Below are 25,267 nucleotides of genomic sequence, written 5' to 3'. Positions count from 1 at the left end.
GGTTCCGGGGGCGTCAATGGTCCGCGTCGGTCGATCCGGTCAGGCGCCAACGGCGCAGCAGCCACGGCATCGTCAGACCTTGCGCAAAGATCGAGAAGGCGACGACGCCGAACGTGACGACGACGATCTGCCCGCGCTCCGCAACGGTGGCCGGCACCGCCAGCGCCAGCGCCAGCCCGACCGCGCCCCGCAACCCGCCCCAGACGAGGACATGCTGATAGGTCGCCGGCAATCGCAGCCCCGACCGCGCGAAGGGCAACGCCAGCGGATAGACCGCCGCCGCGCGACCGATCAGCGTCAGGACGATGGCGATCCCAAGCGGCAGCGACACGAGTGCGATGGGCTGGTGCGCCTCATGACTGCCGATCAGCAGGAACAGGCACGAATTGGCGAGGAAGGCGGCATAGGCCCAGAAATCCTGAACATGCTGGCGGCCGGCGACCGAGATCGACCCGCGCGGGCCGAGGTTGCCGACGATCAGCCCGGCTGCCAGCGCTGCGAACACGCCCGAGGCATGGATGTGTTCGGCGAGCAGGAACGATCCCCAGGCGACGACGGTGGTCAGCGTCACCTCGACCAGATGATCCTCGGTGCGGCCCGCGACGGTCAGCACGACGAAGCCGATGACAGCGCCGATGGCAAGGCCGCCCGCCACCGTCCACAACAGGGCGAGCGCGGCGCCAGAGGCGGTCAGCGCCTCGCCGTTCGCGATGCCGATCAGGATCGCGAAGCCGACCGCGGCGACGCCGTCGTTGAGCAGGCTTTCGGACTCCACGACCATGCTCAACCGGGGTTCGGCCCGCATCTCCTTGAATGCGGCGATGACCGACACCGGGTCGGTGGCGGCGATCAGGACGCCGAAGAACGCCGCGCCCAGCACGCTCCAGCCGAGCAGCAGATGCATGCCGCCCGCGACGACGGCGGCGCTGATCGCGACGCCCAGAAAGGCGAGCACGACGGTCAGCGGCATCTCCGTTCGAAAGCGCGACCAGCGCAGTTGCATCGCCGCTTCGAAGATCAGCGGCGGCAGGAAGACGTTGAAGATCAGCTCGCGCGACAACGGCAGGTCGGCACCGACCGGAACATAGGCAAGGCCGATGCCCGCCAGCACGAGGCCCGCTGTATAAGGCAGGCCGATCCGCCGCGATACCATAGCCACCAGCGAGGCGACGATCAGCATCGTTCCCAATTCGGTCAGTCCGATCTCTGCCATCAATAGTCCTTCGATCGTCTGGGGATCATGGGGCGGGTGTTGCGGCGGGAGTCAGGGCGAACCGGCGACCCGCAGCCGGTGCAGGGGTTGCGGCTACGCCCTGCTGGCGCAATGCGGCGGCAATCGCCAATGCCCGCCGCGTATCGAGGTCCGGATTGGCGGGCGGTGCGCCGGCAGGCAGACCCGGCACGGCCAGGGTCGATACGTTCCAGCGTCGCGCCGCCCAAGCCGAAGTCGCGACGGCGTCACCGGCGTCGGCGTCGAGCGTGTCGGAGCCGTCGGCGAAGACGACCTCCGGCAACGGCCCCTGCGGCGGCACGATCGCCACGTCCCAATCCTCGCTCTGCTGCGCGGCGCGGCGCTCCAGCATGCGATAGGTCGCGACGGTGGCGCCGGGTAGCGGAGCGGCGGGTGCGATGGCGCGATGGTGGTCCCGGTCGATCGTCACTGCATCGGGCGCGACGCCGGTGATGAGCGCGATACTGTTCGCCAGATCGGTAACATGCTGCGCCGCCGTGTTGGTCGCTTCCCCCGCCTGGCGCAGTTCTTCGCGCTGGGCGGCGAGCGCGTCGGCGCCTGCGCCGAGCAGGATCTGGTCGAGGTTCAGCCGCACCGGCCGGGACAGCTGCTGTGCCAGCGCGGCCTGGATCGCGCGCGTCTTCTGCATCGAACGGCGCGGCGTGATGACGACCGCACGCACCACGATGGGCCGGGCGGTGAAATCGATGTCGAGTTGCGTCACGCGCGCGTCCGCGCCGAACCGGTCGGACAACAAAGATCGCGTCTGCGCGGTGGCGAGTGCTTCCCGTCCGATCCGGTTGAGCGAGATGCCGAGCGGGATCGCCATGACGATGAAGACCAATGTCAGCAGGCCGGTCTGCACCCAGCTCTGCCGTCGCGACAGATGATGGCCGAACCCGTAGAAGCGCGCCATCACCGTGGCGGACAGGGCGATGGTGATGAAGTTGGTGGCGAACAGCGCGAAGGCGCCCATGCCGACCGGCGCATTGCGGGTCGCGATGCCGTAGCCGACCACCGCGAGCGGCGGCATCAATGCGGTCGCGATGGCGACGCCGACGATCGTGTCGCCACGCCCACGGATGATCGCGAAGGTGCCGGCGAGCGCGGCGAACAGTGCGACCGCCAGGTCGAACAGGTTGGGCCGCGTCCGCGCGACGATCTCGGCGGTTGGTGCCTGCAACGGCGATACGAGCACCAGTAGCGCGGTGAAGGCGATCGCTGCGACCGACCCGATCACCAGCGCCTTCAGCGATCGCCGCAACTCGCGAAAGTCGAACAGCGCCAGGCTGAAGCCGAAGCCCAGAATCGGGTTCATCAGCGGCGAAATCAGCATCGCGCCGATCACCACCGCCGGCGACGACAGCAGCAACCCGAGCACCGCGATCCCTGCCGACATCATCGTCATGAAGGCGAAGCGCGGGCTCCATCCGCTTTCCTCGATGACGCGCGCCAGCACCGCCTCGTGATCGACGCGCCCGACCACCGATCGTCGCCACCAGCGGTACAGAGCGATCCGGCCGAGCCGCCCGGCGGGGTCGGGGCGATCCGATGCGGCGGCGGTCATGGCAGGCGCTCCGTGGGGACGATCTCGACGATTCGGTCGCCGATCTCCAGCCGCTGCGCCTGCGGTTCCCAGAAGCCGATCGCAGTGCCGCCGCGATGCAGGCGAACGCCAAGGCCGGTGGTGAGGGCGGACAGCGGCCGGCCCACCTCCGCCGGTGCGACGTCGCGTTCGTGCAGCGCGACGCGGCCGCCGTGCGCGGCGAGATCGGCGATGTAATCGGCCAGATGCTCGCCATGCGTCGAGCCGGCGAGCAGCAGCCCGGCAAAGCTGGCCGGGTTGATGACCGTCGTCGCGCCGGCCTGCCGGGCGAGCGGTTCGTTGTCCTCCGACCGGATCACCACGCTGAGCGGTACGCCGGGCGCCAGCCCGCGCGCGGTCAGCACGATCAGGATCGACGTATCGTCGCGCCCCGCGGAGACGATCACCGCCTTCGCGCGGGCGATCTGCACCGCGTCCAGCGTCGCGTTGCGGCTGGCATCACCCTGCATGACGTTGACACCCAGCCGCTCGGCCATCTCGATAGCGGCCGCACGTTCGTCGATGACGACGATGCTCGCGGGATCCGCGCCGCGCCGGATCAGCTCCGCCACGGCCTCGCTGCCCGATGTGCCGAAGCCAGTGACGATGGTGTGGCCGCTGAGCCGCTGCTGGATCACGCGCATCCGCCACCCGTCCCACACACGTCGAAGGAGAAAGTCATAGGCGGTTCCCAAGAAGATGAGCCACACGAAGAGCCGGATCGGTGTGACCACGAACGTATCGAACAGCCGGGCCTGCTGCGTCACCGGCACGATGTCGCCGTAACCCACGGTCGTGACGGTGATCATCGTGAAGTACAGAACATCGGCGAAGCTGATGTGGCCGTCGATATTGTCGCGCAGGCCGGCACGATCCAGCCAATGGCCCGCCAGTGCGATCCCGAGCAGCGCGAGGACCAGCCCGACCCTCCACAGCAGCGACAGCCAGACCGGCGTGCGCCGTCGCCGTCGCAACGCACCGGTGGTGGTGGCGTCGCCATGTGTCGGGCGATGGCCGCGTCCTATCATGCGGCTCCCGTGCGCAGACCCGCGCGGCGGCATCGATGCCGTGAGGTGCAAAGGGCAGGCGCGGGACGGCGCGCGCGATCGGTCATGTCCGGCCTTCCGTCACGGTCATCGGCGCTGGCGGCCCGACCAGCGCAACATGCCTGCACCCCTGGTAAAGGCGCACCCACGCAGGGCTATCGCAGCCACGGTTCGTTAGGACAAGACAGGTGCGGCATTCGCCGGTGCGGTGGAGGGCGACTGTCCCGCAGATATCCCGACGCGCGATCCGTCATGCTTCATCGCGACGCGTACCGTCGGCCTTCCTGCCGACGGATGTCCCCTCGTCCCGTTCTCCGGACAATATAGGCTATGGCGGCCAGTGAGGTTAGAACCGATGGTCATCCAACCGAAGGGTCATCATGAAGCTCAGCGCACGTAACCAGATCTCCGGCACGATCGTCTCGATTGCGCCGGGCACCGTGAACGGTTCGATCAAGGTCGACATTGGCGGCGGGAATGTCGTCACCGCCAGCATCACCGAAGAAGCGATCGCCGAACTCGGTCTGGCGAAGGGTGACGCCGTCACGGTGATCATCAAGGCCAGCGACGTGATGATCGGCAAGTAAGATGAAGCTCGGGCCCCTCTGGCTGAAGATTCAGATCGCCTGCGGCGACGCACTGGCTATGGGGCCGGGCAAGGCCGATCTGCTGGAGGCGATCATCGAACATGGCTCGATCAGCGCGGCCGGGCGGGCGCTCGGCATGAGCTATCGTCGCGCCTGGCTGTTGGTCGACGAGATGAACCGCTGTTTCGATCCGGTCGTGGTCGAGACGATCAAGGGCGGCGGACGGGAACGGGGCGCACGGGTGTCGCCGACGGGCATCGCCGTCCTCGAAGCCTATCGCGACATGGAGCGGGAGGCCTCAGCCATCGCCGACCGCCCGGCCTATGCGCAGCTACGCCAATATCTGCGGCAGGAGCCGGTAGCGCCCGATTGATCGCCTCGGGGCCGGTAAATCTCTGTATACGGCTGAATACACTATCGATATACGACCGGATATAGAGCGGCGGGAACGGCCGCTCCAAACGGGGTATTGTCGATGTCGAAGCGGCTCGCAGGTCTTCTGTGTGCGACGGTCATGCCGACGTTCAGCGCACCGGCCTTGGCGCAAACGACCCACAGCACAACCGCGAGCGACCGGGATCGGGAAGGGGGCCTGCCCGACGTCATCGTCACGGCGCGCCGCCGGGCGGAGGATGCGCAGCGCGTGCCCGCAGCTTTGTCGGTGGTGGGCGGCGACCTCATCGACCAGAGCTACACGGTCAACACGCAGGGGCTGACGACGCTGATCCCCACGCTGAACTACAGCTCGGCCAACCCGCGCAACACCGCTTTCACCATCCGCGGGCTGGGATCGAGCGTCGTCGCTGTCAGCCAGGCCAATGACGGGCTGGAGCCGGGCGTCGGTTTCTATGTCGATCAGGTCTATCATGCGCGTCCCGCGACCGCCGCGTTCGACTTCGCCGACATCGAGCAGGTCGAGGAACTGCGTGGGCCGCAGGGCACGCTGTTCGGCAAGAACACGACCGCTGGTGCACTGAACATCACCACACGCGCGCCGACTTTCACCCACGAGGGCTTCGCTGAACTGTCCTATGGCGACTATAATTTCGTCCAGGCCAAGGGCTGGGCTTCGGGGCCGATCACTGACACCATCGCCTATCGGATCTCGGGCGTGTCGACCCGGCGTGACGGCGTGCTCGACAATGTCCGCACCGGCCGCGCCGCCAACACGATCGGCACGCAGGCAGTGCGTGGGCAGTTGCTGTTCAAGCCTGATGACACGATTCAGATGCGCGTCATCGCCGACTTCACCAACTTTCAGGCCTATTGCTGCGGGCAGGTGTATCTGCGCACCGGCACCAGCTTGCGCGCCGCCAACCGCCAGTTCGGTGGGCCGAACGGTCTGGCCGCGCAATTCGGCTATGCTCCCCCGAGCACCAATGTCTACGATCGCAAGACCGACATCGATGGGCCGCTTGGCGTCGATACCAACGAAGGCGGCGTCAGCGCGATCACCGACTGGAACCTTGGGCCGGTCACGCTGACGTCGGTCAGCGCGTGGCGCTTCTGGAATTGGGATGCGGAGAACGACCGCGACTATACCGGCTTGCCCGTCCAGCTCTCGCAGCACATTCCGTCGCGACAGGACCAGTATAGCCAGGAACTGCGCCTCGCCTCGAACGGCACCGGGCCGCTGTCCTATGTCGTCGGCCTCTACGGCTTCCGCCAGCGCCTGACCGGGCGACCGATCAGCATCTATGGTCCTGCCGCCGCAGGCTATCTGATCGGCACGAGTGTCGTCACCGGCACTGCACCGAACCAGGTGACGACGGCGGTGCCGTCCAACCTGCTCGACGGTTACGGGCAGGACGGTCGCACGGACTTCCGTAGCCTGAGCTATGCCGCGTTCGGCGAGGTCAACTACCGCGTCTTCGACCGCCTGACCGCGACGGTTGGCTTGCGCTACACGCAGGAGGAGAAGGACGGCTACTACAACACCACGGTCTCGGGTGGCCCTTCGACGACCAACAGCGCGCTCGTCAACGCCCGCCTCGGGGTGTTGCGCCCGCAAACTTACGAGGCGCATGACAGCGACGGTAGCCTGTCGGGCCGCGGCAACCTGGCGTGGCAGGTCACCGACACGACGATGGCCTATGCGAGCTATGCGCGCGGCTTCAAGTCGGGCGGGATCAACATGTCGGGCCTGCCGCTCGACAGCAACAACCGGCCGGTGCTGGCGACGGCCGTGGTGCGGCCCGAGCGCAACGAGACATACGAGATCGGCCTGAAAAACACGCTGTTCGACGACCGCCTGATCTACAACGTCGACGGCTTCTACACCAAGGTCCGCGACTTCCAGGCGACGGTCGTCGAGAACTCGCTGACGCAGACGGTGCAGCTACGCGGCTACCTGTCGAACATCCCGCAGGTGACGGTAAAGGGGATCGAGGCGAACGTGACCGCGCTCATCCTACCGGGCCTTAGCGCACGCACCAGCTTCGCCTATTCGGACGGGAAATATACCGACTATCCCGCCGGCCCATGTCCGCTGGAGGTGCAGACCGCTTCCACCACGCGGTGCAGCCTCACCGGCCGTCGCCTCGCGTCGCTACCGCGCTTCGCGATCACCGCGGGGCTGGATTATCAGCGACCGGTGGGTGACGGACAGGTCTTCGTCCATATCGATACCGCCTCCCGCAGCGGCTTCAACGGCGACCCCAGCCTGTCGCGCTTCACCTATATCCGCGGCTACAACCTGACCAACGCAAACATCGGCTACCGCTTCGCCGATGGGCTGGAACTGATCGTCTGGGCACGCAACCTGCTCGACGCCGATTACATCCAGAACCTGACGATCCAGGCAGGCAACTCCGGCCTGATCGTCGGGACACCGAGCGACCCGCGCACCATCGGCGGTACGATTCGCTTCCGGATGTAAGTTTTGCCGGGCTGATTCACGAACGGCAGAGGTTGGAAATCCGGAAGCGGGTCGCGAACGTTTGAATGTGGACGCCCTAGCGGCTGATACACCGGTCGCGACGTGGTCTATCTTCACTGCTTACCGCGCCGATTATCCTTACGACACCCACGGCCCCCCTCCAACGTCTTCGGACGATCGCGCCCACGTCGTCATCGATCTGCCGGTACGTCGGTAAGATCGAGAAATGGCCCGCCCCAGTTGGGCACCGCCCGCTCGCGGTTCGTCGTCGCAACAATGACCGAATAGGCGAAACCGCGCCAGCCGGGCCCGGGGTATGCGGCAGCCAGATGCTCCGCCTCTCTCACCTCACCCAGGCGGGCCAACTGGTGGATGAGACGAACACGCATTCTTGCCGCACCCGCACGCTCGAATACGCTTCCTGAGGTCAGAGACGCAGGGTCCGCCGCGGCGGTGCGTGCCAAGGATCGAGCGCCTTTCATATCGCCTGCCGACAAGCGCCGTGCGATAATTTCCGACTGGGTCCGGGCAAGGACCAACGGCTTTTCAGAGGCGGCAGCCGAATTCAGCGCTTTCGCATCGTTCCCAGCCTTGAGCCAGACAGCTGCAGCATTCTCGGCACCCAATCCATTCGGGCAAAGCCGCGCCATCGCCCCGGTCGTCTGAAGTCGCGCCAAATAGGCAGCCAGCACCGTACTATCCAGCTCCGGGAGCCATTCCAGAACCCCCGACAGACCGTCATCGACCGTTGCACAATCCGTGGAGGGGGGCAGCATGTTCGTCACCATAAGGGCGCGGTCGGGATCGCGGGCCATCAGAAAATCGTAGATCAGTCCGCGCGCTTGCATGCCCGGCTCATCTGCCAGGCTGGCGATCGGAGTGGTATTACTCGTCAAACGCCGGCGAACGCGTGCTATCGCGTCAGCTGGCCTCCCTTCGATGAGATCGACCGACGTGGTATCCAGCCGCCCATTGGCTATTGGTAGACAGCCACCTCATTCCGGTGGTCCGCCGTTCTTGTTCGGGCCCAGCTGCAATCCGTCGATGCCGGCGATCGGCCAGGCGCCGATGGCGTGGGCGTCGGTGCCGAGGCCTGCGTGGAGGCGGCGTTTGGGGATGTCCTGTTCGCCGCGGACGAGGACGTCGATCCGGTCGTGCGCGTCGCCGCACGTCACGGTGACGGCATGCGCGCCGGCCTGTTCGACTGAGACGGTCGCCTGCCATAGTCCGTCGTCGGCGCGATGCATGGGGGTGGGGGCATCGTCGTTGATGCGCACCTCGACCGTCGCATCCGCCGTTGCGCCCAGTATGCGCGCGACGATGGTGACGGCGCCGGGGCGTGGCACCTGATGCGGATCGGCGGGGCGCGTTACCAGACGGGCGTCGCATGGGCTGACGATCTGGACATGCGGCCAGGCGGCGTCGAGACGACGGAAGCGCCAGCTGGGCACGCGGCCATGGACGCAGACGATCGCAAAGCCGACGCGGCCGGCGTCTTCCTCGATCTGCGCGGTCGAACGCGTCGCGCCGTAGATGACGCGGCCATCGTTCAGCAGTTCGTTGTAATGCGTGTGGCCGGTATCGACGAAGGCGACGCGCGCGTCGGCGAAGGTGCGGGCGATGCTGTCGCCATCGGCGGCGAGGTCGCCGGGATAGGCGTGCATGAAGACCAGCGGCACCTGATCGGCCGCCTCGGCCCGCGCGAGCTCTTCGGCCAGCCGGTTGCGGTGGTGCATGGTCACGCGAAAGTCGGGGCCGCCCGCCCCTGCCGATATGATGTCGAGGAACAGGCAGCGATAGCCCGCGATCGTCTCCGCCTCCGGGCGATTGGCGGCGGGGATGGCGGCGTCGTAATGGGCCAGATCGCCGGGTTCGAAATCATGGTCGCCCGGAATGATCCGCCACGGTGTCTGGAGCGGGGCCAGCGCGGCCATCATCCGCGCATATTGGTCGGGTGTACCGTGGTTGGCATTGTCGCCGGGGACGAAGACGAAGTCGATCCCGTCGGCGACGCGATTGATCTGATCGACGATGGCCTCCAGTCGGCCGAGGCCCTGCCAGTCGTCGGCCTCGTCGAGGTGCAGGTCGCCGATATGCGCCCAGCAGATTGAAGTGCCCATCGGATCGTCCTTTCGCCTAGTCCTGATCGGTGCCGGCGCAGGCCGGGCGCAGCGTGGCAGCAAAGCCGATCCACAGCGCTAGACTGGCGATCGCGAAGCTGCCGAGAATGAAGAAGCAGGCGCGATAGCCGAAGGCCTGCGCGATCCACCCGCCGATCGCGGGGGACAGGCTGGCGCCGACGCCCTGAACCGTCATCACCGCGCCTTGGCCGACGTTGACGCGCCCCGTGCCTTTGAGAAGGCAGGCGACGAGGCCGGGCACCGCCACACTCTGTAGCCCTGCGCCGATGCCGTCGAGCGCCTGCACGGGCCAGACGCCCCAATGCTGGATGATCGTGCCCGCGAGGAACCCGCGCAGCGGCAGCGCCGCAAACGAAATCAGCAGCACCAGCCAATAGCCGCGCCCCGCCGCGACCTTCATCGCGACGATGCTGGCGGCAATCATTACGGCCTGCGCGACGACGACCGTGGTCGCGGTGAACAGTGCCGGATTGCCCTGGCCCGCGCCGACGACTGCCAGCGTGTACAGTGGCAGCATCCCGCCGTTACCGAGATGGAAGCAGGCGAGCGCCAGCGCCAGGATCAGCATCGGCTTGTTGCGCATCAGCACCTTGAAGCCTTCGGCTTTGCCGCCGTCTTGGCCTTCGTCGCCCTTTTCCAGGCCACGTGCCGCCTGATGGTCGATCGCCCGTTCGGGGATCGAGAGGACGGAGATGATCGCGAGTACGCCAAAGGCGGCCGACAGATAGAAGATGGCGGGCATGCCGAACTTCCACCCCAGCCACCCCGACAGGCCGGCGCCGATCATGTTGCCGGCGTGGTTGAAGGCCTGGTTGCGCCCGTTCTGTGCGTTAAAGCCCTTTTGTCGGACGACACCCAGCGTCATCCCCGCCACCGCCGGGCCGATCGCGGCGCCGGCGATCGCGGTCGCCACCTGGCTGACCGTCACCACCGCCCAGGCCTGCGACCACAGGATCAGGAAGGACGCAAGCACGGTACAGATGCCGGTGACGACGACGACCAGCCGCTTCTTCGTCGTATGATCGATGAACGCGCCCGCCGGCGCGGTGAACAGCATGCCAGCGACGCCGCCGGCGGTCATGACGGTGCCGATTGGCCCGGACTGCCAGCCGCGTTGTTGCAGAAAGACGCCGAGGAACGGGCCGATGCCCGCCTGCATGTCCGCCATGAAGAAATTGAGGGCCGCCAGCGCGCCCGTCGCCCGCTTGCGATCGGCTGTGCCGTCAGTGGAGGGCGTCGTGATCGTACCTGCCGCCGTTGCCATCGCCGCCTCCAGATCGTGCGGCCCAAACACAGCAACACTTTGAAATATCCGTGTCGGACATGATTTCGATCAAATAAGCCCGACGAAAGAGGGGCGGCGGTAAAGGCCGCGGGATGCCGCGCTGTCATGATCCCATCGGCTGTCGCGGTGCCGGGTGGGGCGGTCCGCCACCGAGCCACAGGGTTGCATAGCGTCGCTGGTGCGGCGAAGAACGGCGCCATTGCTGCGGATCACGGTGATCCATGCCCGTCGCGGCACAATCGCAACGAAGATGGTATCGGCTTGCTTCCCAGTTCCGGGCTACTCCACGTCTATACGTCGCTTCGGCCCGAGGTGCTGCGTTTCCTGACGGCTCGCTTGGGCGAACCGGCGCTGGCGGAGGACGCGATGCAGGAGTTGTGGTTGCGACTGGAGAGTGGCGCGACCGGCCCCATCGCCAATCCCCGCGCCTATCTGTACCGCGCAGCCCAGAACGTCGCGCTCGACATGATCCGCACACGGCGGCGGCGCGTCGTGCGCGATGGTGCGTGGGCGGTCGAGCGGGGCGGCGCGGGCGACGAGCCGGTCGACCCTACCCCCGGCGCGGACCAGCAGATCGTCGAGCGGGAAGAGACGGCGCGGCTCGCTGCGGCGATCGCCGCGCTGCCCGAGGCGGCGGGGCGGGCCTTTCGGATGCACAAGTTCGACGGGCTGAGCCATGCGGAGATCGCCGCGCGGCTGGGGATCAGCCGGAGCGGGGTCGAAAAACACATTGCGGTGGCGATGGTGCATTTGCGCCGCGCCCTGAAGGACTGAGGAATGGTGGACGGGCGGCGTCTGAACGACATGAGCGCGGACATCGACGAAGCGGCGGCGCGTTGGCATCTGGCGCAGGCCGATGACGATATGGACTGGGCGGCCTTCACCGACTGGCTGGAGGCCGATCCGCGCCATCGCGATGCCTATGACGCCATGGCCCTGCTCGACGATCGCATCGATGCGGCGGGACCGGCGCTGCATCCTCGAGCCGCGAATCCGGTGCCTGGGCGGCGTAGTCCGCGCTGGGGCGCCTGGAGCGCGATCGCCGCCGCCGTGATCGCAGCGGTGCTGGGCCTGCTGTATCAGGGGCGGCGAACTGGCGAACCGGCGGTCATCGCCTATCGCACCGCTCCCGGACAGGTGCGGACGATCCGTCTGGCCGATGGGTCGCGTGCCATCCTGGCGCCCGGCAGCGTGCTTGGCGTCCCGTCCTCGCGCGAACAGGCGCTGACGCTGGACGGAGCCGCGTTCTTCGATGTGCGCCATGATGCCGGCCGGCCGCTGACCGTCCAAGCCGGCCGCTACACGATCCGCGACGTCGGCACGCGGTTCGATATCGCGATGGCTGAGGGAATGGTGCGGGTCGCGGTCGCGGAGGGAGAGGTGGCGGTCTCGTCGCCCGATCGCCGTGACGCGATGGCGGTGGTGGCGGGCCGCGCGCTGACGATCCAGGGTCAGGATCGCGGCGTGCTACGATCGATCGACATAAGCACGGTCGGCGGATGGCGGAGCGGGCCGCTGGTGTATGACGACGTTCCGCTGGGCCTCGTCGTCGCGGATATCGCGCGGGCGAGCGGAACGGCGGTGACGGTCGACCACGCCGTGGCGGAGCGCCGCTTTTCGGGGATGATCGCACAAGGCGACGGGCCAAGGATGGCGCGATCTCTCGCTGCGCTGACCGGGCTGGCACTGCGGGTGGACGGTGATGCGATACATCTGGTCGATCGCACCGCTCGTTAGCCTCGCCGCAGCGCCGGTAGCGGCGGAGAGCGGACGCTATCGGCTGAATATCGACGCGCGCGATCTGACCGGCGCGCTGGCGCAGCTGTCGGCGCAGGCGCATATCTCGATCGCGCGGGATGGCGCCTTGCCACGGCTGGCGCCGGTGCGGTTACGCGGCAGGATGACCGCAGAGGACGCGTTGGCGCGGTTGCTCGATCCGCTCGGGTGGGAAGCGGTGCGCGTCGCGCCGCAGGCCTATCGCTTGCGCCCCCGCGTAGTGCCGGTCGCCACGGCGTCCGTCGAGGATGCGCCGCCGCTCGACATCGTCGTCACCGGCCGCAAGCGCGACGAGGTCATGTCCACCATCCCGGCCCCGGTCGCGATCCTGCGCCCGGCCATGGTGGGGGGCGGAGCGATCGGCACGACGCGTGACGTCGCGCGGGCGGTGGACGGCCTTACGCTGACCGGGGCGGGGCCGGGCGCGGACCGGCTGTTCCTGCGCGGTATCGCCGACAGCGTCTTCAACGGCTTCAGCCAGTCGCCGGTCAGCGTCCAGCTCGACGATGCGCGCATCGCCTTCGATGGCGCCGATCCCGCCCTGCGGCTGGTCGATGTCGCGCGCGTCGAGATACTGAAGGGGCCGCAGGGGCCCTTATATGGGACGGGCGCGCTGGGCGGCGTGTATCGGATCGTCACGAACCGGCCAGTGCTTGATCGGGTGGAGGCGGATATGGGCGTCGGCCTATCCGGAGTCGCGGGCGGCGGCATCGGGCCGTCTGGGCACGGCGTCGTCAACGTGCCGCTGATCCACGATCGGCTGGGGCTGCGCGTCGTCGGCTATGACGCGGTCGATCCCGGCTGGATCGACGATGACGATGGTCGCCGCAATCTCAACCGGACGGTGACCCGCGGCGCGCGGATCGCGGTTCGCGCCGCACCCATCGGGTCATGGTTGGTCGACGTCAGTGCGGTGCGGCAGGCGATCGATACCCGCGACACGTCCTATGTCGATCGCGCCGACGCCTATCGCCGCAGCGTTCCGACCGCCGAGCCGTATCAGGCGCGCCTGTCGCATTACCAGGGATCGATAACGGGTCCGATCGGGGCGCTGCGGCTGACCGTCGCGACCGGGCTGACGACGCAGAGCCAAAGCCAGCGCTACGATGGCGGCGTCCTCACCCCCGGTGTGCCCATCGCCATCTACAACGATCGGATGCTGCGCGTGGTGGACCAGGAAATCCGCGTCAGTTCGGCGGAGGGCGGGGGGCTCGTCTGGGTGGCGGGTGCCGCGTTCCTGTCGACGCGGACCGAGGGCGATCTGGTCGGGCTGGCGCGCAACGGGATCGTCACGCGTCGCGGGGCCGCCAGTCGCGCGGTGACGGAGGCGGCGGTATTCGCCGACGGGTCGGCGGCGCTGACGGCGCATTGGCGATTGGGGCTTGGTCTCCGGGTCTTTCGCGCGGGAACACGCAACGACAGCTTCGGGATCGATCGCGCGATCGGCCGCGCGCCGGCTGAGATCGGGGTGACGCCCAACGTCTCGCTATCCTACACCCCCGATCCGGGGCGGATCGTCTATGCCCGCATCGCCACGGCCTATCGCCCAGGCGGATTGAATACCGACGACGGCGTGACGCGACGCTACGCGTCCGATCGGGTGCGCGCGATCGACCTCGGCGGCCGGATGCAAATGCTCGGCGGGCGGCTGGGCATCGACGGCAATCTGTTCCTCACCCGGTGGAGCGATATCCAGTCTGACTATCTGCGTCCCGAGGGCTGGATCGGGACGCGCAACGCCGGGCGCGCCAGCATCGTCGGCGTGGACGCGAGCATCGACTGGCAGGCCACGGAAGGCTGGCGGATCGCGGCGGGTGGGGTGGCGCAGCGCCCGCGGCGTCGCGATGGGCCCTCACGCTATCTGCCGCTGGTCCCCGATCTGTCGGCGCGGCTGGCGGTGTCTCGGGTGCAGGCGCTGGGCGGGTGGCAGGTCGTACCGCGCCTGTCCGCCGAGTTGATCTGCGCCACGCATCTGGGGCTGGATTACCCCGCCGATCGGCGGATGCCGGCCCGCGTCATCGGGCGGTTCGGTGTGGTCGGCCAGTCTCGCCAACTGACGTTGGCGCTCGACGTCGACAACCTGACCGGGGTGCGCACCGATACCCTAGCCTTCGGCAATCCCTTCGCCGCGACGACCGCCCGCTACTACACGCCGTATCGTCCGCGCAGCCTGACCCTCTCGGCCACCCGACGCTTCTAGAAAAAAGTTCGCGGCCCGGACTGCGGTTCCTCCGTGTCAGCACGTCGATGCGATCGTGCGAGACGATCAACACGAAGGAATGACGATGCGATGGACTGCCGCCCTTTCGATTCTGGCCCTGATCGGCGCGACGCCTGCCGCCGCCCAGGATCGCGTGGCCCGGCCTTTCGAGGGGGGCAGCGTTACGCTGATCGTCGGCGTCGACGGCGCCAACCGCTTCAGCGACTGGAGCGCCGGCGCGACCTATGGCGGGCAGATCGGCTATGACTGGCAGCGGAACGGTCTGGTCGTCGGCGTCGAGGGCGAATTGACCGGCTCGTCGAACCGCCAGTGCAGCGTCCGCTATTCGACGAGCGGCGGCAATAGCAGCCTGTGCGTGACGACGGGGCGGGACGCTTATGTCGGGGGCCGTATCGGAACGCCGATCGGCGATGCGACGCTGCTGTATGGCAAGGCGGGCTATACCAACGTCGAGCAGACGTTCTCCGCGCGCCAGACGACCAGCGGTACGGTCGACGGGTTTCGTCTTGGCGCAGGGATCGAGCATCGCGTCAGCGATCGCTCGACGCTGAAGGCCGAATATCGCTACGCGAATTACGACGGTAGCTATGACCGGCATCAGGCGGTGGTCGGCCTCGGCTTCCGGTTCTGACCCCGTTCCGTCCGGCGCGCAGACGCGCCGCGCAGGACCCACATTGCGGGTTGATCTGCATCAATCTGTCCTATACGGGCAACACAGTCATTTGGTCCATTCCTGACGCAGGAGATCACAATGCGGTTCATTCCCATCGCGCTCGTTCTGGCCGCAACGGCCTCCACTGCCTGGGCGGATCGGCCCGGTGAGGACCATCCGCTGTTGCCGCGTTATGCCGGCGCCGCGATCAAGAACTACCGGCCGCCGGCGGAGGATCAGGTGGTCCTGCCGATCGCCCGCATCGATGATGCGACGACGACGCGGGCTGTGCGGACGCTCGAGGGGCGGGTCACGCATATCGACTATGCGACGCCCACGGCGGTTCCGACGCTGGCGGTGGGCCGCTATTACACCGGGCTGTTGCAGCGCGCCGGCTATCGCACCGTGTTCGACTGCACGGGCAGCGTGGCGTGCGGCAAGGACATGGGGCGGCTGATCTTCCTGACCGATCGCGTCGCGCCGGACGGGTTCGCCGATGGGCTGTTCGGCAACCGGATGCGCGTCATCGTCGCGCAGCGCGGAGACGATTGGGTGTTGCTCCATCTGTTCGAGGGGCCGGACCGCACGACGATCTACGAAGTGACGGTCGACAAGGGCGCGGCGGGGGCGGCGACGGGCGAGGCGACCGCGTCCGCCGCCGGCGGGACGGGACCCAAGGTCCACACCTCCAAGGCGCGCGACGTCACCGACTGTTCCAAGACGGTCAACGGCGGCATGAAGGCGGCCTATGGCATGGCTCTGGGCGGGCTGCTCGGCAGCAAGATCGGCGGCGGCGGGCAGGGGGCCGTGGCCGCCAGCGCCGCCGGTGGCGCCGTGGGGGCCGAACTGGACAAGCAGCATCGCTGCGGTCCCGGCGCCCAGATCGAAAGCAACGCCGCCACCGACACGCCGCCCGAGAAGCCGAAGAAGCGGAGCCTTGGCGGCCTGCGCAACGCGCTGGGGCTGTAGGACATGCTGGCCAAACGCCGTGCTGTGCTTTGGGGGACGATGGCCCTGGCGGTGCCGGCGATCGCCCTCGGTCTGTCGCGGATATCACGGGTCGACGCGCAGGTGCGGCCGCCCTTCATCTGCAACGGTGTCCCCCAGGGCAGTCCGAATTGCGGACCGCCCGTACCGCGCCTGCAAGGCTTCCACCGGATCGAGCGGGCCTTCGGCGCCATCGCCTATGACAAGGGCAAGGGCGTGTGGTTCGGCAGCTATCAATATCCCTCGAAGCGCGAGGCGCAGGACGGGGTGCTGACCAATTGCCGGCAGAATGGCGGGACGGCATGTCAGCTGATGCTGTCCTACACCAACCAGTGCGCGGCGGTCGCCCGCGCGGTGGAGGCCGGCCGGCCGGTGGTGGGGCATGACAGCGTCGATACCGGCAGCACGCAGGACGAAGCGATCGCCCATGTTCGCCATTCGTGCGAAAGCGACTGGAACACGAAGCAATGCACGGTCCAGCTGGTCAATTGCAGCCACCACAATGTCGTCAAATGGTCCGAGTGGGTCTATGACGATTGAGCGTGGGAGCGTGGCCACTGCAGGTTAGGGCCTTGGGGCGAGCGCTATACGACGTCTGATGCCCCGCATGGCCTCCTCTCTCGCTGCGATCGGGGTGTCGAGCTCGGGTGGTTCCCGGCACCGCTCAGGCGGACGGCAGTCGCAGCGTCGCGATCGTGCCGCCGTCGGGGCCCGCGTCCAGCGTAAAGGTGCCGCGGTGCTGCGCGGCGAAGTCGTGTACGATGCTGAGGCCGAGGCCCGCCCCGCCCGTGCCGCGATTGCGCGAGGCCTCGCCGCGTTCGAAGGGCAGCAGCAGGCGCTCGCGATCCGCGGCGGGAATGCCGGGGCCTGTGTCCGTGACTGACACGAGCACGGCGGCGCCATCCTGCCGCACCGCGACGTCGCCGCCGCCCGCATAATCGGCCGCGTTGCGCACCAGATTTTCGACCGCCCGGCGAAAGGCCGGTTCGGGTAGCCGCACCCACGCATCCTCGCCGGGCAGCAGGCGGATGCTGGCCCCGGCGTCATGTGCGCCCGCGACGATCGCGGCGACCAGCGAGCGCACCTCGACGATCGCGGCGGGGGCGGCGGCGTCGCGGGCGAAGGCCAGCACCTCGCCGATCATCGCCTGCATGCGGTCGATATCGGCGACCATGCGCGATCGCTGTGGTTCAGGCGCGGTCTCGACACGCAGGCGCAGGCCGGTGAGGGGGGTCCGCAGGTCGTGCGCGATCGCGGTCAGCATGCGCGCGCGCTCGGCCGCTTCGATGGCAAGCCGGTTGCGCATCGAGGCGATCGCCGCCGCCGCCTCGCGCAACTCGCGCGGGCCGCCGGGCAGGCCTGCGACCGTATCGTCACGATCGATCGCACGGGCCAATATCCGGAACGGGCGGGTCATTCGCCGGGCGAAAATCCAGGCGAGGGGGGCGAGCAGCAGCAGGCTGACGCCCAACGCAATCAGGATGTTCCGCTGCCAGCCACCCAGCAGCGGCTGCGTCGCCGATACGGTCAGCCAGCGTCCGTCGGGCTGGCGCACGCTTGCCGCAAAGGCCGTCATCGGCACGCCGATCAGCGCGGCGCGGATCGCTCCGCCGGCCGCCTCGGGCCTCACCATGTCGAACCGCGTGCCGCCCCGCCGCATCAGGACGATGGACGGCGGTATCGTCGTCGCCCCGGGCGGGGGGACATGGGTGACGGTCGTGCGCTGGACCTTGATGTTCGATCGGCGGGTCCCATCGGGCCAAGTCACCCGGATATCGCCCGGCGATCGGCCGAGGGCGCCGGCGATCAAGCCTTCCAGCATGGGCACGCGCGTGCCCGATGGCGGATCGGTACGCCAGCGTCGGTCGAAGCCGGGCATGGGCCGGCGCAAGGCGGCAACCGCCTCGGCCGCGCTGAACCGCGGTGCAGGCGGTTGCGGCGCCAGGATGACGATCGCCGCGGTCGTCGCGACGCTCAGCGTCGCCACGGCGACGCCGAACCCGCCGATGGCGACGAGCGCGCTGAGCGGTCGCCTCACGCCGGCCGCACCGTGGGCAGAAAGCGGTAGCCGACGCCGCGTACCGTTTCGATAAGGGGTGCGGGATCGGCGTCCCCCAGCTTGCGGCGCAAGCGGCTGACCGCAATGTCGATCGCGCGATCGTAGGAGGCCGCATCGAGACCACGGGCTAGGTCCAGCAGTGCATCGCGCGTCAGGATGCGGCCGGGACGGCGGACGAAGGCCGCCAACAAGGCATGCTCGCCCTCGCTGAGCGCCAGCGGGCGTCCGGCCGGGTCGCGCAGTCGCCGCTGCTCCATGTCCAGCCACCAGCCGGCGAAGCTGACACCGTCCTTCGTACCGGGATCGGCGCGCTCCGCGCCGGGGCGGCGCAGTAGCGCGCGCACTCGGGCCAGCAGTTCGCGCGGCTCGAACGGCTTGGTCAGATAGTCCCACGCGCCCACCTCCAGCCCGACGATCCGGTCGGTGACCGCGTCCAGCGCGCTGAGCATCAGGATCGCCGTTCCCGCCGGGGCAAGGCGGCGGCAGAGCGACAGGCCGTCCTCGCCCGGCATCATCACGTCGAGCACGATCAGGTCGACGGGCGCCTGGGCCAATTCGTGATCGCAGGCCGCGGCATTGCGTGCGGTGCGCACCGCATAGCCGTGGCCGCCCAGAAAGTCGGCGATCGCATCGCGAATGCTGGCGTCGTCATCGACGACGAGGATCGTACTGGGGGCGATGGCCGCGGACTCCATGCCGACCCTCCTAGCAGCGCTGTGTAGCATTTGCGTATCAGCCACGGCTACCGGCGCGCCATCGCCACGCTACCCACCTGCGCTTCCATGTCCATCGAGATACCAGCGAGGGAGGAACGGTGTGACGGTTCGGCATGGATGGGCGGTGATGCTGCTGACGGGGGGTGCGGCAAGCGGTGTCGCGGCACAGGAGGCGCCGACGCCGCCCGTACCCGCGCAAGAGGCGAAGCCCGTGGCCAAGGCGGCGCCGCGGATTGAGTTTCGCGGCGCGGACGGCAAGCCGCTTCCGCCGGAGATTCAGCGGGAGTTGGAGGAACGGTTTCGCAAGAATCCTCCGCCCGGGTTCGGCAAAGCGCCGGCGCACACGCCGGACGATATCGTCGTCGCCGCGCAAAAGCCGCGGGGCTCCGTGGTCGGCAACCTGCCCCCGGAGCGCGTGTTCAGCCCGGTCGATCTGCGGGCCTATGGCGCCGACTCGATCGGTGCGCTGCTGGAGGCGCTGGGGCCGCAGGTTACGAGCAACCGCGGGCGTGGTGACGGCACGCCGGTGACGCTGCTCAACGGCCGGCGCATTTCCGACTTTTCGGAAATCGCGCGCATTCCCACCGAGGCGATCGAACGGATGGAGGTATTCCCCGAGGAGCTCGCGCTGCAATATGGCTATCGCGCCGACCAGAAGGTCGTGAACATCGTAACCTTCGCGAACTTCCGGTCGCGCGTCGGGCAGCTCGGCTATGTCGCGCCGACCGAGGGTGGCCGGGATAGCACGATCGGCAGTGCCGACTATCTGGCGCTGCGCGGCGATACGCGCGTCAGCCTGGGGGCGACGTACAGTCGCGCGGCGGTGCTGCGTGAAAGCGATCGGGGCATCGCCCAGATCGGTGGCGTGTCCGACCTGGGTCGGCTGCGGACCCTGCTGCCCCAGACCGAACAGATCGCGGTCAACGGCCTGATCAGCGGCCGGATGTCGGGCGATTCGACCGCGACGCTGAACGGCCGTTTCGAATCGAACCAGAGCCACAGCCTGTTGGGACGGGTCGGTGACGAGGTGCTGCGGCGGGATGGCGAGCGATCGGTCGCACATCTCGGCACGACGCTCGGCGGTCGGGAAGGGCAGTGGCAGTGGACGGTTACCGGCACCTATGATCGCATCGGCAGCATCCTGCGCACTGATGTCTCGAGCGGCCTGGGGCGGCGCGATTCGGCGCGGTTCGTCGATACGCTCGCCGGGGCCGACCTGCTGCTGAACGGTCCGATCGCAGAATTGCCGGCCGGGCCGCTGTCGGCGAGCGTGCAGGCGGGCGTCGCCTTCCGGGGGCTCGACAGCCGGTCGTCGATCGGCGGCGTCACGCAGATCGGCGACCTCGCGCGCAACCGGGGGGCGGCGCAGATCGACATCGCTTTGCCGATCCTCAGCCGCAAGCCTGGTTCGCCGTCGCCCTTCGGCACGCTCAGCCTCAACGCCAATGTCGCGCTGGAGCGCCTGTCGGACGTCGGGACGCTGCGGACGTTCGGTTACGGCCTCGCGTGGTCACCCGTGCCTGCGGTCAGCGTGATCGCATCCGCGACGCATGAGGAAGGCGCGCCCACGCTGGAGCAACTCGGCGGGCCGACGCTCGTCACGCCCAACGTCCGGACGTTCGACCTCGCGCGGCGGGAGGTGGTGGACGTCACCCGCGTGTCCGGCGGCAATCCCGGCCTGCGCAGCGACGACCGCCATGTCGTCCGGCTGGGCGTCAACGTCCGCCCGCTGGCGCAGAAGGATCTGACCCTCAGCGTGGATTATGTCGCGACGCGGATCGATCGCCCCATCGCCGCCTTTCCGATCGTGACGCCCGACATCGAGGCGGCCTTTCCCGGACGATTCACCCGCGACGATCGCGGCCGGCTGACGGGGATCGACGGGCGGCCGCTCAATTTCACCGAATCCCGCCAACAGCAGTTGCGCTGGGGGATCAATTTCACACGCTCGCTCGGCGCGGTGCCCCCCGGATTCCAGGCGGCGCGGATGCGCGTGTACAGCAGCGAAGCGGAGGCGATGCGGGCGAACCCGGGGGCCATCATGACGCGCGCGGAGCCGGGCAGCGCCATGGCGCGCGCCGGAGACAATCTACGCAGCCGGCTGTTCGTCAGCCTGTACCACAATTGGTATCTGCAGGACGCGATTGTGCTGAACGACCGGCTGCCAACGCTCGACCTGCTGGATGGCGGCGCGATCGACTTGCGCGGCGGGCGCCGCCGCCACGAAATCGAAGCACAGGCGGGGGTGTTCAAGCGGGGGCTGGGCGCGCGGGTCACGACGACGTGGCAGAGCGGCACGACATTGCAGGGGGCGGGCAGCGCGGGCGACCTGCGGTTTACGAGCTTCGCCACGGTGAACGTCAACCTGTTCGCCAATCTCGCCGATCGATTCGGTGGGAAGACTGCGCCTGTATGGCTGAAGGGGACGCGCGCCTCGCTGGGTGTGACGAACCTGCTCAACACCCGGCCACAAGTTCGCGACCGGCTGGGCGCGACGCCGCTCAGCTATCAGCCCGCCTATTTCGATCCGCTGGGGCGGACGATCAGCTTCACGCTGCGCAAGACGGCGTAGGGCAAGACGGTGTAGCCACGATCGCCTACGCCGCCAGCGCATACCGCCGGCAGTGATCGAGATAGCCTGCCTCATGGCTACCGGACAGTGAGACGACGCTTTCCCACAGCCATGAGGGGGCATCAAGCTGCCCGTGCCGGCCCGATTCGAGCTGGTCGATCCAGTCCGCGCGCGCGGCGGCGTCCATCTGGCGGGCGTGCGCCGTGCCGACGACGAAGGCGAGATGGCGGGCGGCGCGGATCGCCTCGCCGCGGCTGAACTGCTCGACCTCCAGCTTCAGGTCGTGTGGGGTCAGCTCGCGGATGAACAGCGACCGCTCGAGCATCCGGACCGGCATCATCCGCGCACCGAGATAGGGCGAGAGGTGACGGGCGGCCGTGGCGACCCGCTCGCCAGGATCGCGCGGCATAGCCGCACCGCGTGCCGCCGGTGCGACGGGGGCGGTCGCTTCCTTCAGGTCGACCAGCGCATAGGACCAATTGCCCTTGCGCGTCCGGAGCGCGACGATCGCCGCATAGCGCAGCAGGCCCAGCGAACTGCACCCCTTCATCCAATAGGCGGCATCGACCAGCCGGACCTCGCGATCCTTCGGCTTGCCCTTCAGCGACAGAATCATCGCCGCGACGCGCTCGTCGGCGAACAGCGTGGTCAGCGCTTCCCGTTCCTCAGGCGCCAGTTCCCAGAACTTCTTGCCGAGCGGGATGCGCGGTTCCACCGCATCAAGCCGTTCCTTGGCCAGATGGCGCCAGCGCCGGCCCAGCGCCTCGCGTTCGACGCTGCGGACGGTGTCGGATTCGACGCCGGGGTCGCCGCTGGTGGGATCGTGGATCGCTGCGGCATAGCCATCGACCATCGCTTCCATCATCCGCATCGTGACGACGCCCGGCAGGTCCGAGCCGCGGGCGGCCGTGGCCAGCGACAGGCCCAGCCGGATGAGGTCGTGCGCGGGGTTGCCGATGACCGCCTGGTCGAGATCGCGGATCTGGATAGCGACGGACCCGTTGCCGCTGGCGATCGGCCCCAGATTGCCGAGGTGGCAGTCGCCGCAGATCCACACCGACGGCCCCACCGGCACACGCCGTGCCGCGTCGGACGCCGCCAGCCACTCGTAGAATTTCGCCGTATTGCCCCGCACATAGGCATGGGCCGATCGCGCCATCTTCAACGTCCGTCGGGATTCGAGAACGGCAAGACGATCAGAGGGATGCGGCATGGACGGACAGGACCTCGACAGGAAAGACCCCATCACAACGCCGGGCGCGCCCGAAAGTGACGAAAGATTGCTGGCCCGATATGGTACTTTTAGTAGGTTATGAGGCGAATGCCGCGCTGATGGCGACGTTCCGGCGCATCCGATCTGGTTTCGCTAGATACACAAAGGACGCCGGGCCTGTGGCGGCCGCGGCGTCCCTGTCGTTCCATGCTCCCGTCGCCGGGGAGGCGCGGCTTATTTGAACGCCGTCACCTTGCCCGACTGGCCGACCGTGTAGAGCGTGCCGTTCGCCACCACCGGCGGCAGCGCGAAGCTGTCCTTCGTGTCGATCGTGTTCACGATGCTGCCGTCGGTCGGCGAGGTGAAGACGATCTGGCCCAGCGAGTTGGTCAGGATCAGGCGGTTGCCGGCCAGCACCGGGCCGAACCAGATGACCTGCGGGCCCTTCTGCTTCTTGGTGTTCTTGAACCGCTGCAATTGCGCGATCCAGCGCGCCTTGCCGTTCGAGCGGGCAAGGCAGACGAGGCGGCCGTTGTCGGTGACGACGAACAGCCAGTCGCCCGCGATCCACGGCGTCGAAATGCCGGCGAAATTCTGTTCCCACAGCCGCTGGCCGGTCGCGAGATCGAGGCTGACCATACGGCCACCTTGGCCAACCGCGAAGATGCGGCCGTTGTCGATCACCGGATCTGCGTCGATGTCCGACAGGCTCGACACCGACGTCGTGATCGAGGTGCGCGACAGCGCATCGCCCCACAGGACACGGCCGTTTTCGTAGCGATAGGCGTTGAGCTCGCCGCTCGAGAAGCCGGCGACGATCGTGCCCTGGCTGGCGGCCGGTGCCGCGACGCCGAACACGCCCTGCGTTTCCAGCGTGCCGGACTGCGCCCATTGCACCTTGCCGTCATTCTGGTCGATCGCGAAAATCTGATTGTCCTGGCTCAGCACATAGACCGAACCATTGGCCAGGGTCGGCGCGCCGCGCAGCGGGCCGCCGGGCTTGGCGCGCCAGATTTCCTTGCCGTCCGCAGCGTTGAACGCGACCACGTCGCCCAGGCCGTCGGTCGCGAAGACGCGGCCACCCTCGACGCTGGCACCGCCGCCGAAGCGCGCGGGGCGGTTGGCATCGCCGCTCGCGACGCTGGCGCTCCACAGCTTGGCACCCGTGTCGGCGGCAAAGGCATGCAGCTGGGCCTGCACGTCGACGATATACAGCTTGTTATCGACGATCACCGGCGCGGCGGCGAGCCGTTCACGCACCGAGCCGCCGTCGATCCGGCTTTCCCAGAGGCGCGACGGGGTTTCGGCAAGCGCGAGCTGGCCCATCGACTTGGCCGCATTGCCGCCCGGCTGCGACCAGCTCGCGTTGGCGGCGGGGGCGGGCAGCGTCACCTGGATGTCGGCGATCGACGGATCGGCCTCGATGCCGTTTTCCGACGTCAGGATCGGCACGCGCTGGCCGACGGTCGGCGTCTTCTTGGGTGCGCCCTTGAACACGCCGCAGGCGGACAAGGCCATCAGGGCCGCAATGCCAACCGAGGCACGAATGGTGGTCTTCATCTACGCGAGGCCTTCTCTATCGTGCGGCGGGTTATTGCGCGGTCGCGGCGCTGGCGGGGGTGACGACGCGAACCTTGGCGGCGGATGTATCCACCCCCATCGATCCGGCCATCTGAACCGCGCGTTGACGGATCGTCTCGGGCACGCTCTCTGTGCTGCCGAGCTGGCTGAACATCTGGCCGGCAAGGTCGCGGCGCCCGCTGTCGAGATAGGCCATCGCGACCAGTTCGCCCGCGCTGCCGAAATAGGCGTTGGCGGGGACGGCGATCGGCCGCAGCCGCTCGATCACCACCTGCGGCTTCAGCGTGTCATATTCGGCGACGGTCTGGCGGATCAGCGCGAGATCGCGGAACGGCTGCGCGACGCTGGTGTCGGCGGCGATCGCGGCGAACTTGGCCGCGGCAGCCTTGTCCTGCTTCTTCGACAACAGGATGTCCGCTTCGGTCATCTGGGCCAGCGCGCGATAGCCGGGGCGGCCGGTCTGCGCGATCGGCGCCAGCGCCTTGGCGGCGGCATCGGGCTGGCCGTTGCCGAGCTGGTCGTAAGCGGCCTGCAATTGTTCGCCCTGCACGCCCGCCGCTTCGGTCTGACGGTGTTGCCAATACAGGAATCCGCCGAACGCCGCGAGCGCGGCGACGATTCCTACGATGGTCCAGCGGCCATAGCGTTCCCAGAAGGTCAGCAATTGATCGCGGCGCAGTTCGTCGTCGACTTCGCGAAGGAACGCATCGTTGTTTTGCGGCGTAAGGGCCAAGGAG

21 protein-coding genes are annotated in these 25,267 nt (G+C 68.1%); 10 read left to right on the top strand and 11 right to left on the bottom strand.

Annotation, left to right across the window (positions count from 1 at the left end; genetic code table 11):
• Positions 1 to 13: 13 nt before the first annotated feature.
• From A7E77_RS01840 to A7E77_RS01830, 3 genes are read right to left on the bottom strand one after another with little or no spacing between them, the layout of a single operon-like run.
• On the bottom strand, positions 14 to 1,213 hold the full coding sequence (locus A7E77_RS01840) for a cation:proton antiporter (protein WP_063685515.1): 1,200 nt from the start codon (positions 1,211 to 1,213) through the stop codon (positions 14 to 16).
• A gap of 25 nt (positions 1,214 to 1,238) precedes the next feature.
• Entirely contained in the window at positions 1,239 to 2,798 is a 1,560-nt protein-coding gene (locus A7E77_RS01835; protein ID WP_063685513.1) for a DUF389 domain-containing protein, read from the bottom strand.
• Positions 2,795 to 3,844 carry a potassium channel family protein gene (locus A7E77_RS01830; RefSeq protein WP_063685511.1) on the bottom strand — a complete coding sequence of 350 codons (1,050 nt, stop codon included), beginning with the start codon at positions 3,842 to 3,844 and terminating at the stop codon, positions 2,795 to 2,797. Before A7E77_RS01830 ends, A7E77_RS01835 begins: the two co-directional genes overlap by 4 nt.
• Positions 3,845 to 4,242: 398 nt before the next feature.
• Here A7E77_RS01830 and A7E77_RS01825 point away from each other — a divergent pair, with 398 nt between their 5' ends.
• The 3 genes from A7E77_RS01825 to A7E77_RS01815 all read left to right on the top strand — a co-directional run bounded on the left by A7E77_RS01825 (position 4,243) and on the right by A7E77_RS01815 (position 7,327).
• A complete protein-coding gene (locus tag A7E77_RS01825; protein ID WP_063685509.1) occupies positions 4,243 to 4,449 on the top strand; it encodes a TOBE domain-containing protein in 207 nt (68 codons plus the stop codon).
• A gap of 1 nt (position 4,450) precedes the next feature.
• On the top strand, positions 4,451 to 4,822 hold the full coding sequence (locus tag A7E77_RS01820; protein ID WP_017979311.1) for a winged helix-turn-helix domain-containing protein: 372 nt from the start codon (positions 4,451 to 4,453) through the stop codon (positions 4,820 to 4,822).
• Between the two features lie 102 nt (positions 4,823 to 4,924).
• Positions 4,925 to 7,327 (top strand): TonB-dependent receptor, encoded by a 2,403-nt coding sequence (locus A7E77_RS01815; protein ID WP_063685507.1) that lies wholly within the window; start codon positions 4,925 to 4,927, stop codon positions 7,325 to 7,327.
• A gap of 191 nt (positions 7,328 to 7,518) precedes the next feature.
• Here A7E77_RS01815 and A7E77_RS01810 read toward each other — a convergent pair whose 3' ends face one another.
• From A7E77_RS01810 to A7E77_RS01800, 3 genes are all read right to left on the bottom strand, one after another.
• The gene (locus A7E77_RS01810; RefSeq protein WP_192930003.1) at positions 7,519 to 8,223 is read right to left on the bottom strand and encodes a hypothetical protein; all 705 of its coding nucleotides are present in this window, start codon (positions 8,221 to 8,223) and stop codon (positions 7,519 to 7,521) included.
• A gap of 99 nt (positions 8,224 to 8,322) precedes the next feature.
• Positions 8,323 to 9,447 (bottom strand): metallophosphoesterase, encoded by a 1,125-nt coding sequence (locus tag A7E77_RS01805; RefSeq protein WP_063685505.1) that lies wholly within the window; start codon positions 9,445 to 9,447, stop codon positions 8,323 to 8,325.
• Between the two features lie 16 nt (positions 9,448 to 9,463).
• Positions 9,464 to 10,732, bottom strand: coding sequence for an MFS transporter (locus A7E77_RS01800; RefSeq protein ID WP_063685503.1), 1,269 nt, complete (start codon positions 10,730 to 10,732; stop codon positions 9,464 to 9,466).
• 282 nt (positions 10,733 to 11,014) lie between these two features.
• On the opposite strand from A7E77_RS01800, the gene A7E77_RS01795 reads away from it, so the two are divergent.
• From A7E77_RS01795 to A7E77_RS01770, 6 genes are all read left to right on the top strand, one after another.
• On the top strand, positions 11,015 to 11,527 hold the full coding sequence (locus A7E77_RS01795; RefSeq protein ID WP_063685501.1) for an RNA polymerase sigma factor: 513 nt from the start codon (positions 11,015 to 11,017) through the stop codon (positions 11,525 to 11,527).
• A 3-nt stretch (positions 11,528 to 11,530) separates the two neighbouring features.
• Complete coding sequence (locus A7E77_RS01790; protein WP_063685499.1) at positions 11,531 to 12,490, top strand: FecR family protein; 960 nt, start codon at positions 11,531 to 11,533, stop codon at positions 12,488 to 12,490.
• Positions 12,456 to 14,729 (top strand): TonB-dependent receptor, encoded by a 2,274-nt coding sequence (locus tag A7E77_RS01785; protein ID WP_063685497.1) that lies wholly within the window; start codon positions 12,456 to 12,458, stop codon positions 14,727 to 14,729. Before A7E77_RS01790 ends, A7E77_RS01785 begins: the two co-directional genes overlap by 35 nt.
• Positions 14,730 to 14,814: 85 nt before the next feature.
• Entirely contained in the window at positions 14,815 to 15,381 is a 567-nt protein-coding gene (locus A7E77_RS01780; RefSeq protein ID WP_226341805.1) for an outer membrane protein, read from the top strand.
• Between the two features lie 120 nt (positions 15,382 to 15,501).
• Entirely contained in the window at positions 15,502 to 16,371 is an 870-nt protein-coding gene (locus A7E77_RS01775) for a hypothetical protein (protein WP_063685493.1), read from the top strand.
• A gap of 39 nt (positions 16,372 to 16,410) precedes the next feature.
• Positions 16,411 to 16,929, top strand: coding sequence for a DUF4189 domain-containing protein (locus A7E77_RS01770; RefSeq protein ID WP_063685491.1), 519 nt, complete (start codon positions 16,411 to 16,413; stop codon positions 16,927 to 16,929).
• A gap of 124 nt (positions 16,930 to 17,053) precedes the next feature.
• Here the strand turns inward: A7E77_RS01770 and A7E77_RS01765 are convergent, their stop codons facing one another.
• Together A7E77_RS01765 and A7E77_RS01760 are read right to left on the bottom strand one after the other, a co-directional pair.
• Positions 17,054 to 18,427 carry a sensor histidine kinase gene (locus A7E77_RS01765; protein WP_063685489.1) on the bottom strand — a complete coding sequence of 458 codons (1,374 nt, stop codon included), beginning with the start codon at positions 18,425 to 18,427 and terminating at the stop codon, positions 17,054 to 17,056.
• A complete protein-coding gene (locus A7E77_RS01760) occupies positions 18,424 to 19,143 on the bottom strand; it encodes a response regulator (protein WP_063685487.1) in 720 nt (239 codons plus the stop codon). The genes A7E77_RS01765 and A7E77_RS01760 overlap by 4 nt, the downstream gene beginning before the upstream one ends.
• A 121-nt stretch (positions 19,144 to 19,264) precedes the next feature.
• Here A7E77_RS01760 and A7E77_RS01755 point away from each other — a divergent pair, with 121 nt between their 5' ends.
• Positions 19,265 to 21,736, top strand: coding sequence for a TonB-dependent receptor (locus tag A7E77_RS01755; protein ID WP_151895441.1), 2,472 nt, complete (start codon positions 19,265 to 19,267; stop codon positions 21,734 to 21,736).
• A gap of 25 nt (positions 21,737 to 21,761) precedes the next feature.
• Here A7E77_RS01755 and A7E77_RS01750 read toward each other — a convergent pair whose 3' ends face one another.
• The 3 genes from A7E77_RS01750 to A7E77_RS01740 all read right to left on the bottom strand — a co-directional run bounded on the left by A7E77_RS01750 (position 21,762) and on the right by A7E77_RS01740 (position 25,263).
• Entirely contained in the window at positions 21,762 to 22,895 is a 1,134-nt protein-coding gene (locus A7E77_RS01750) for a DUF2252 domain-containing protein (RefSeq protein WP_264177012.1), read from the bottom strand.
• A 288-nt stretch (positions 22,896 to 23,183) separates the two neighbouring features.
• Complete coding sequence (locus tag A7E77_RS01745; RefSeq protein ID WP_063685481.1) at positions 23,184 to 24,509, bottom strand: PQQ-binding-like beta-propeller repeat protein; 1,326 nt, start codon at positions 24,507 to 24,509, stop codon at positions 23,184 to 23,186.
• Positions 24,510 to 24,540: 31 nt separating this feature from the next.
• A complete protein-coding gene (locus tag A7E77_RS01740) occupies positions 24,541 to 25,263 on the bottom strand; it encodes a tetratricopeptide repeat protein (RefSeq protein WP_063685479.1) in 723 nt (240 codons plus the stop codon).
• Positions 25,264 to 25,267 lie beyond the last annotated feature (4 nt).

The sequence above is a fragment of the Sphingomonas sp. NIC1 genome (assembly GCF_001638925.1).
GTDB classification, from domain to species: Bacteria; Pseudomonadota; Alphaproteobacteria; order Sphingomonadales; family Sphingomonadaceae; genus Sphingomonas; species Sphingomonas aquatilis.
Note: the sequence above shows the minus strand (reverse complement) of the source record. Positions and strands in the feature narration are given on the sequence as shown.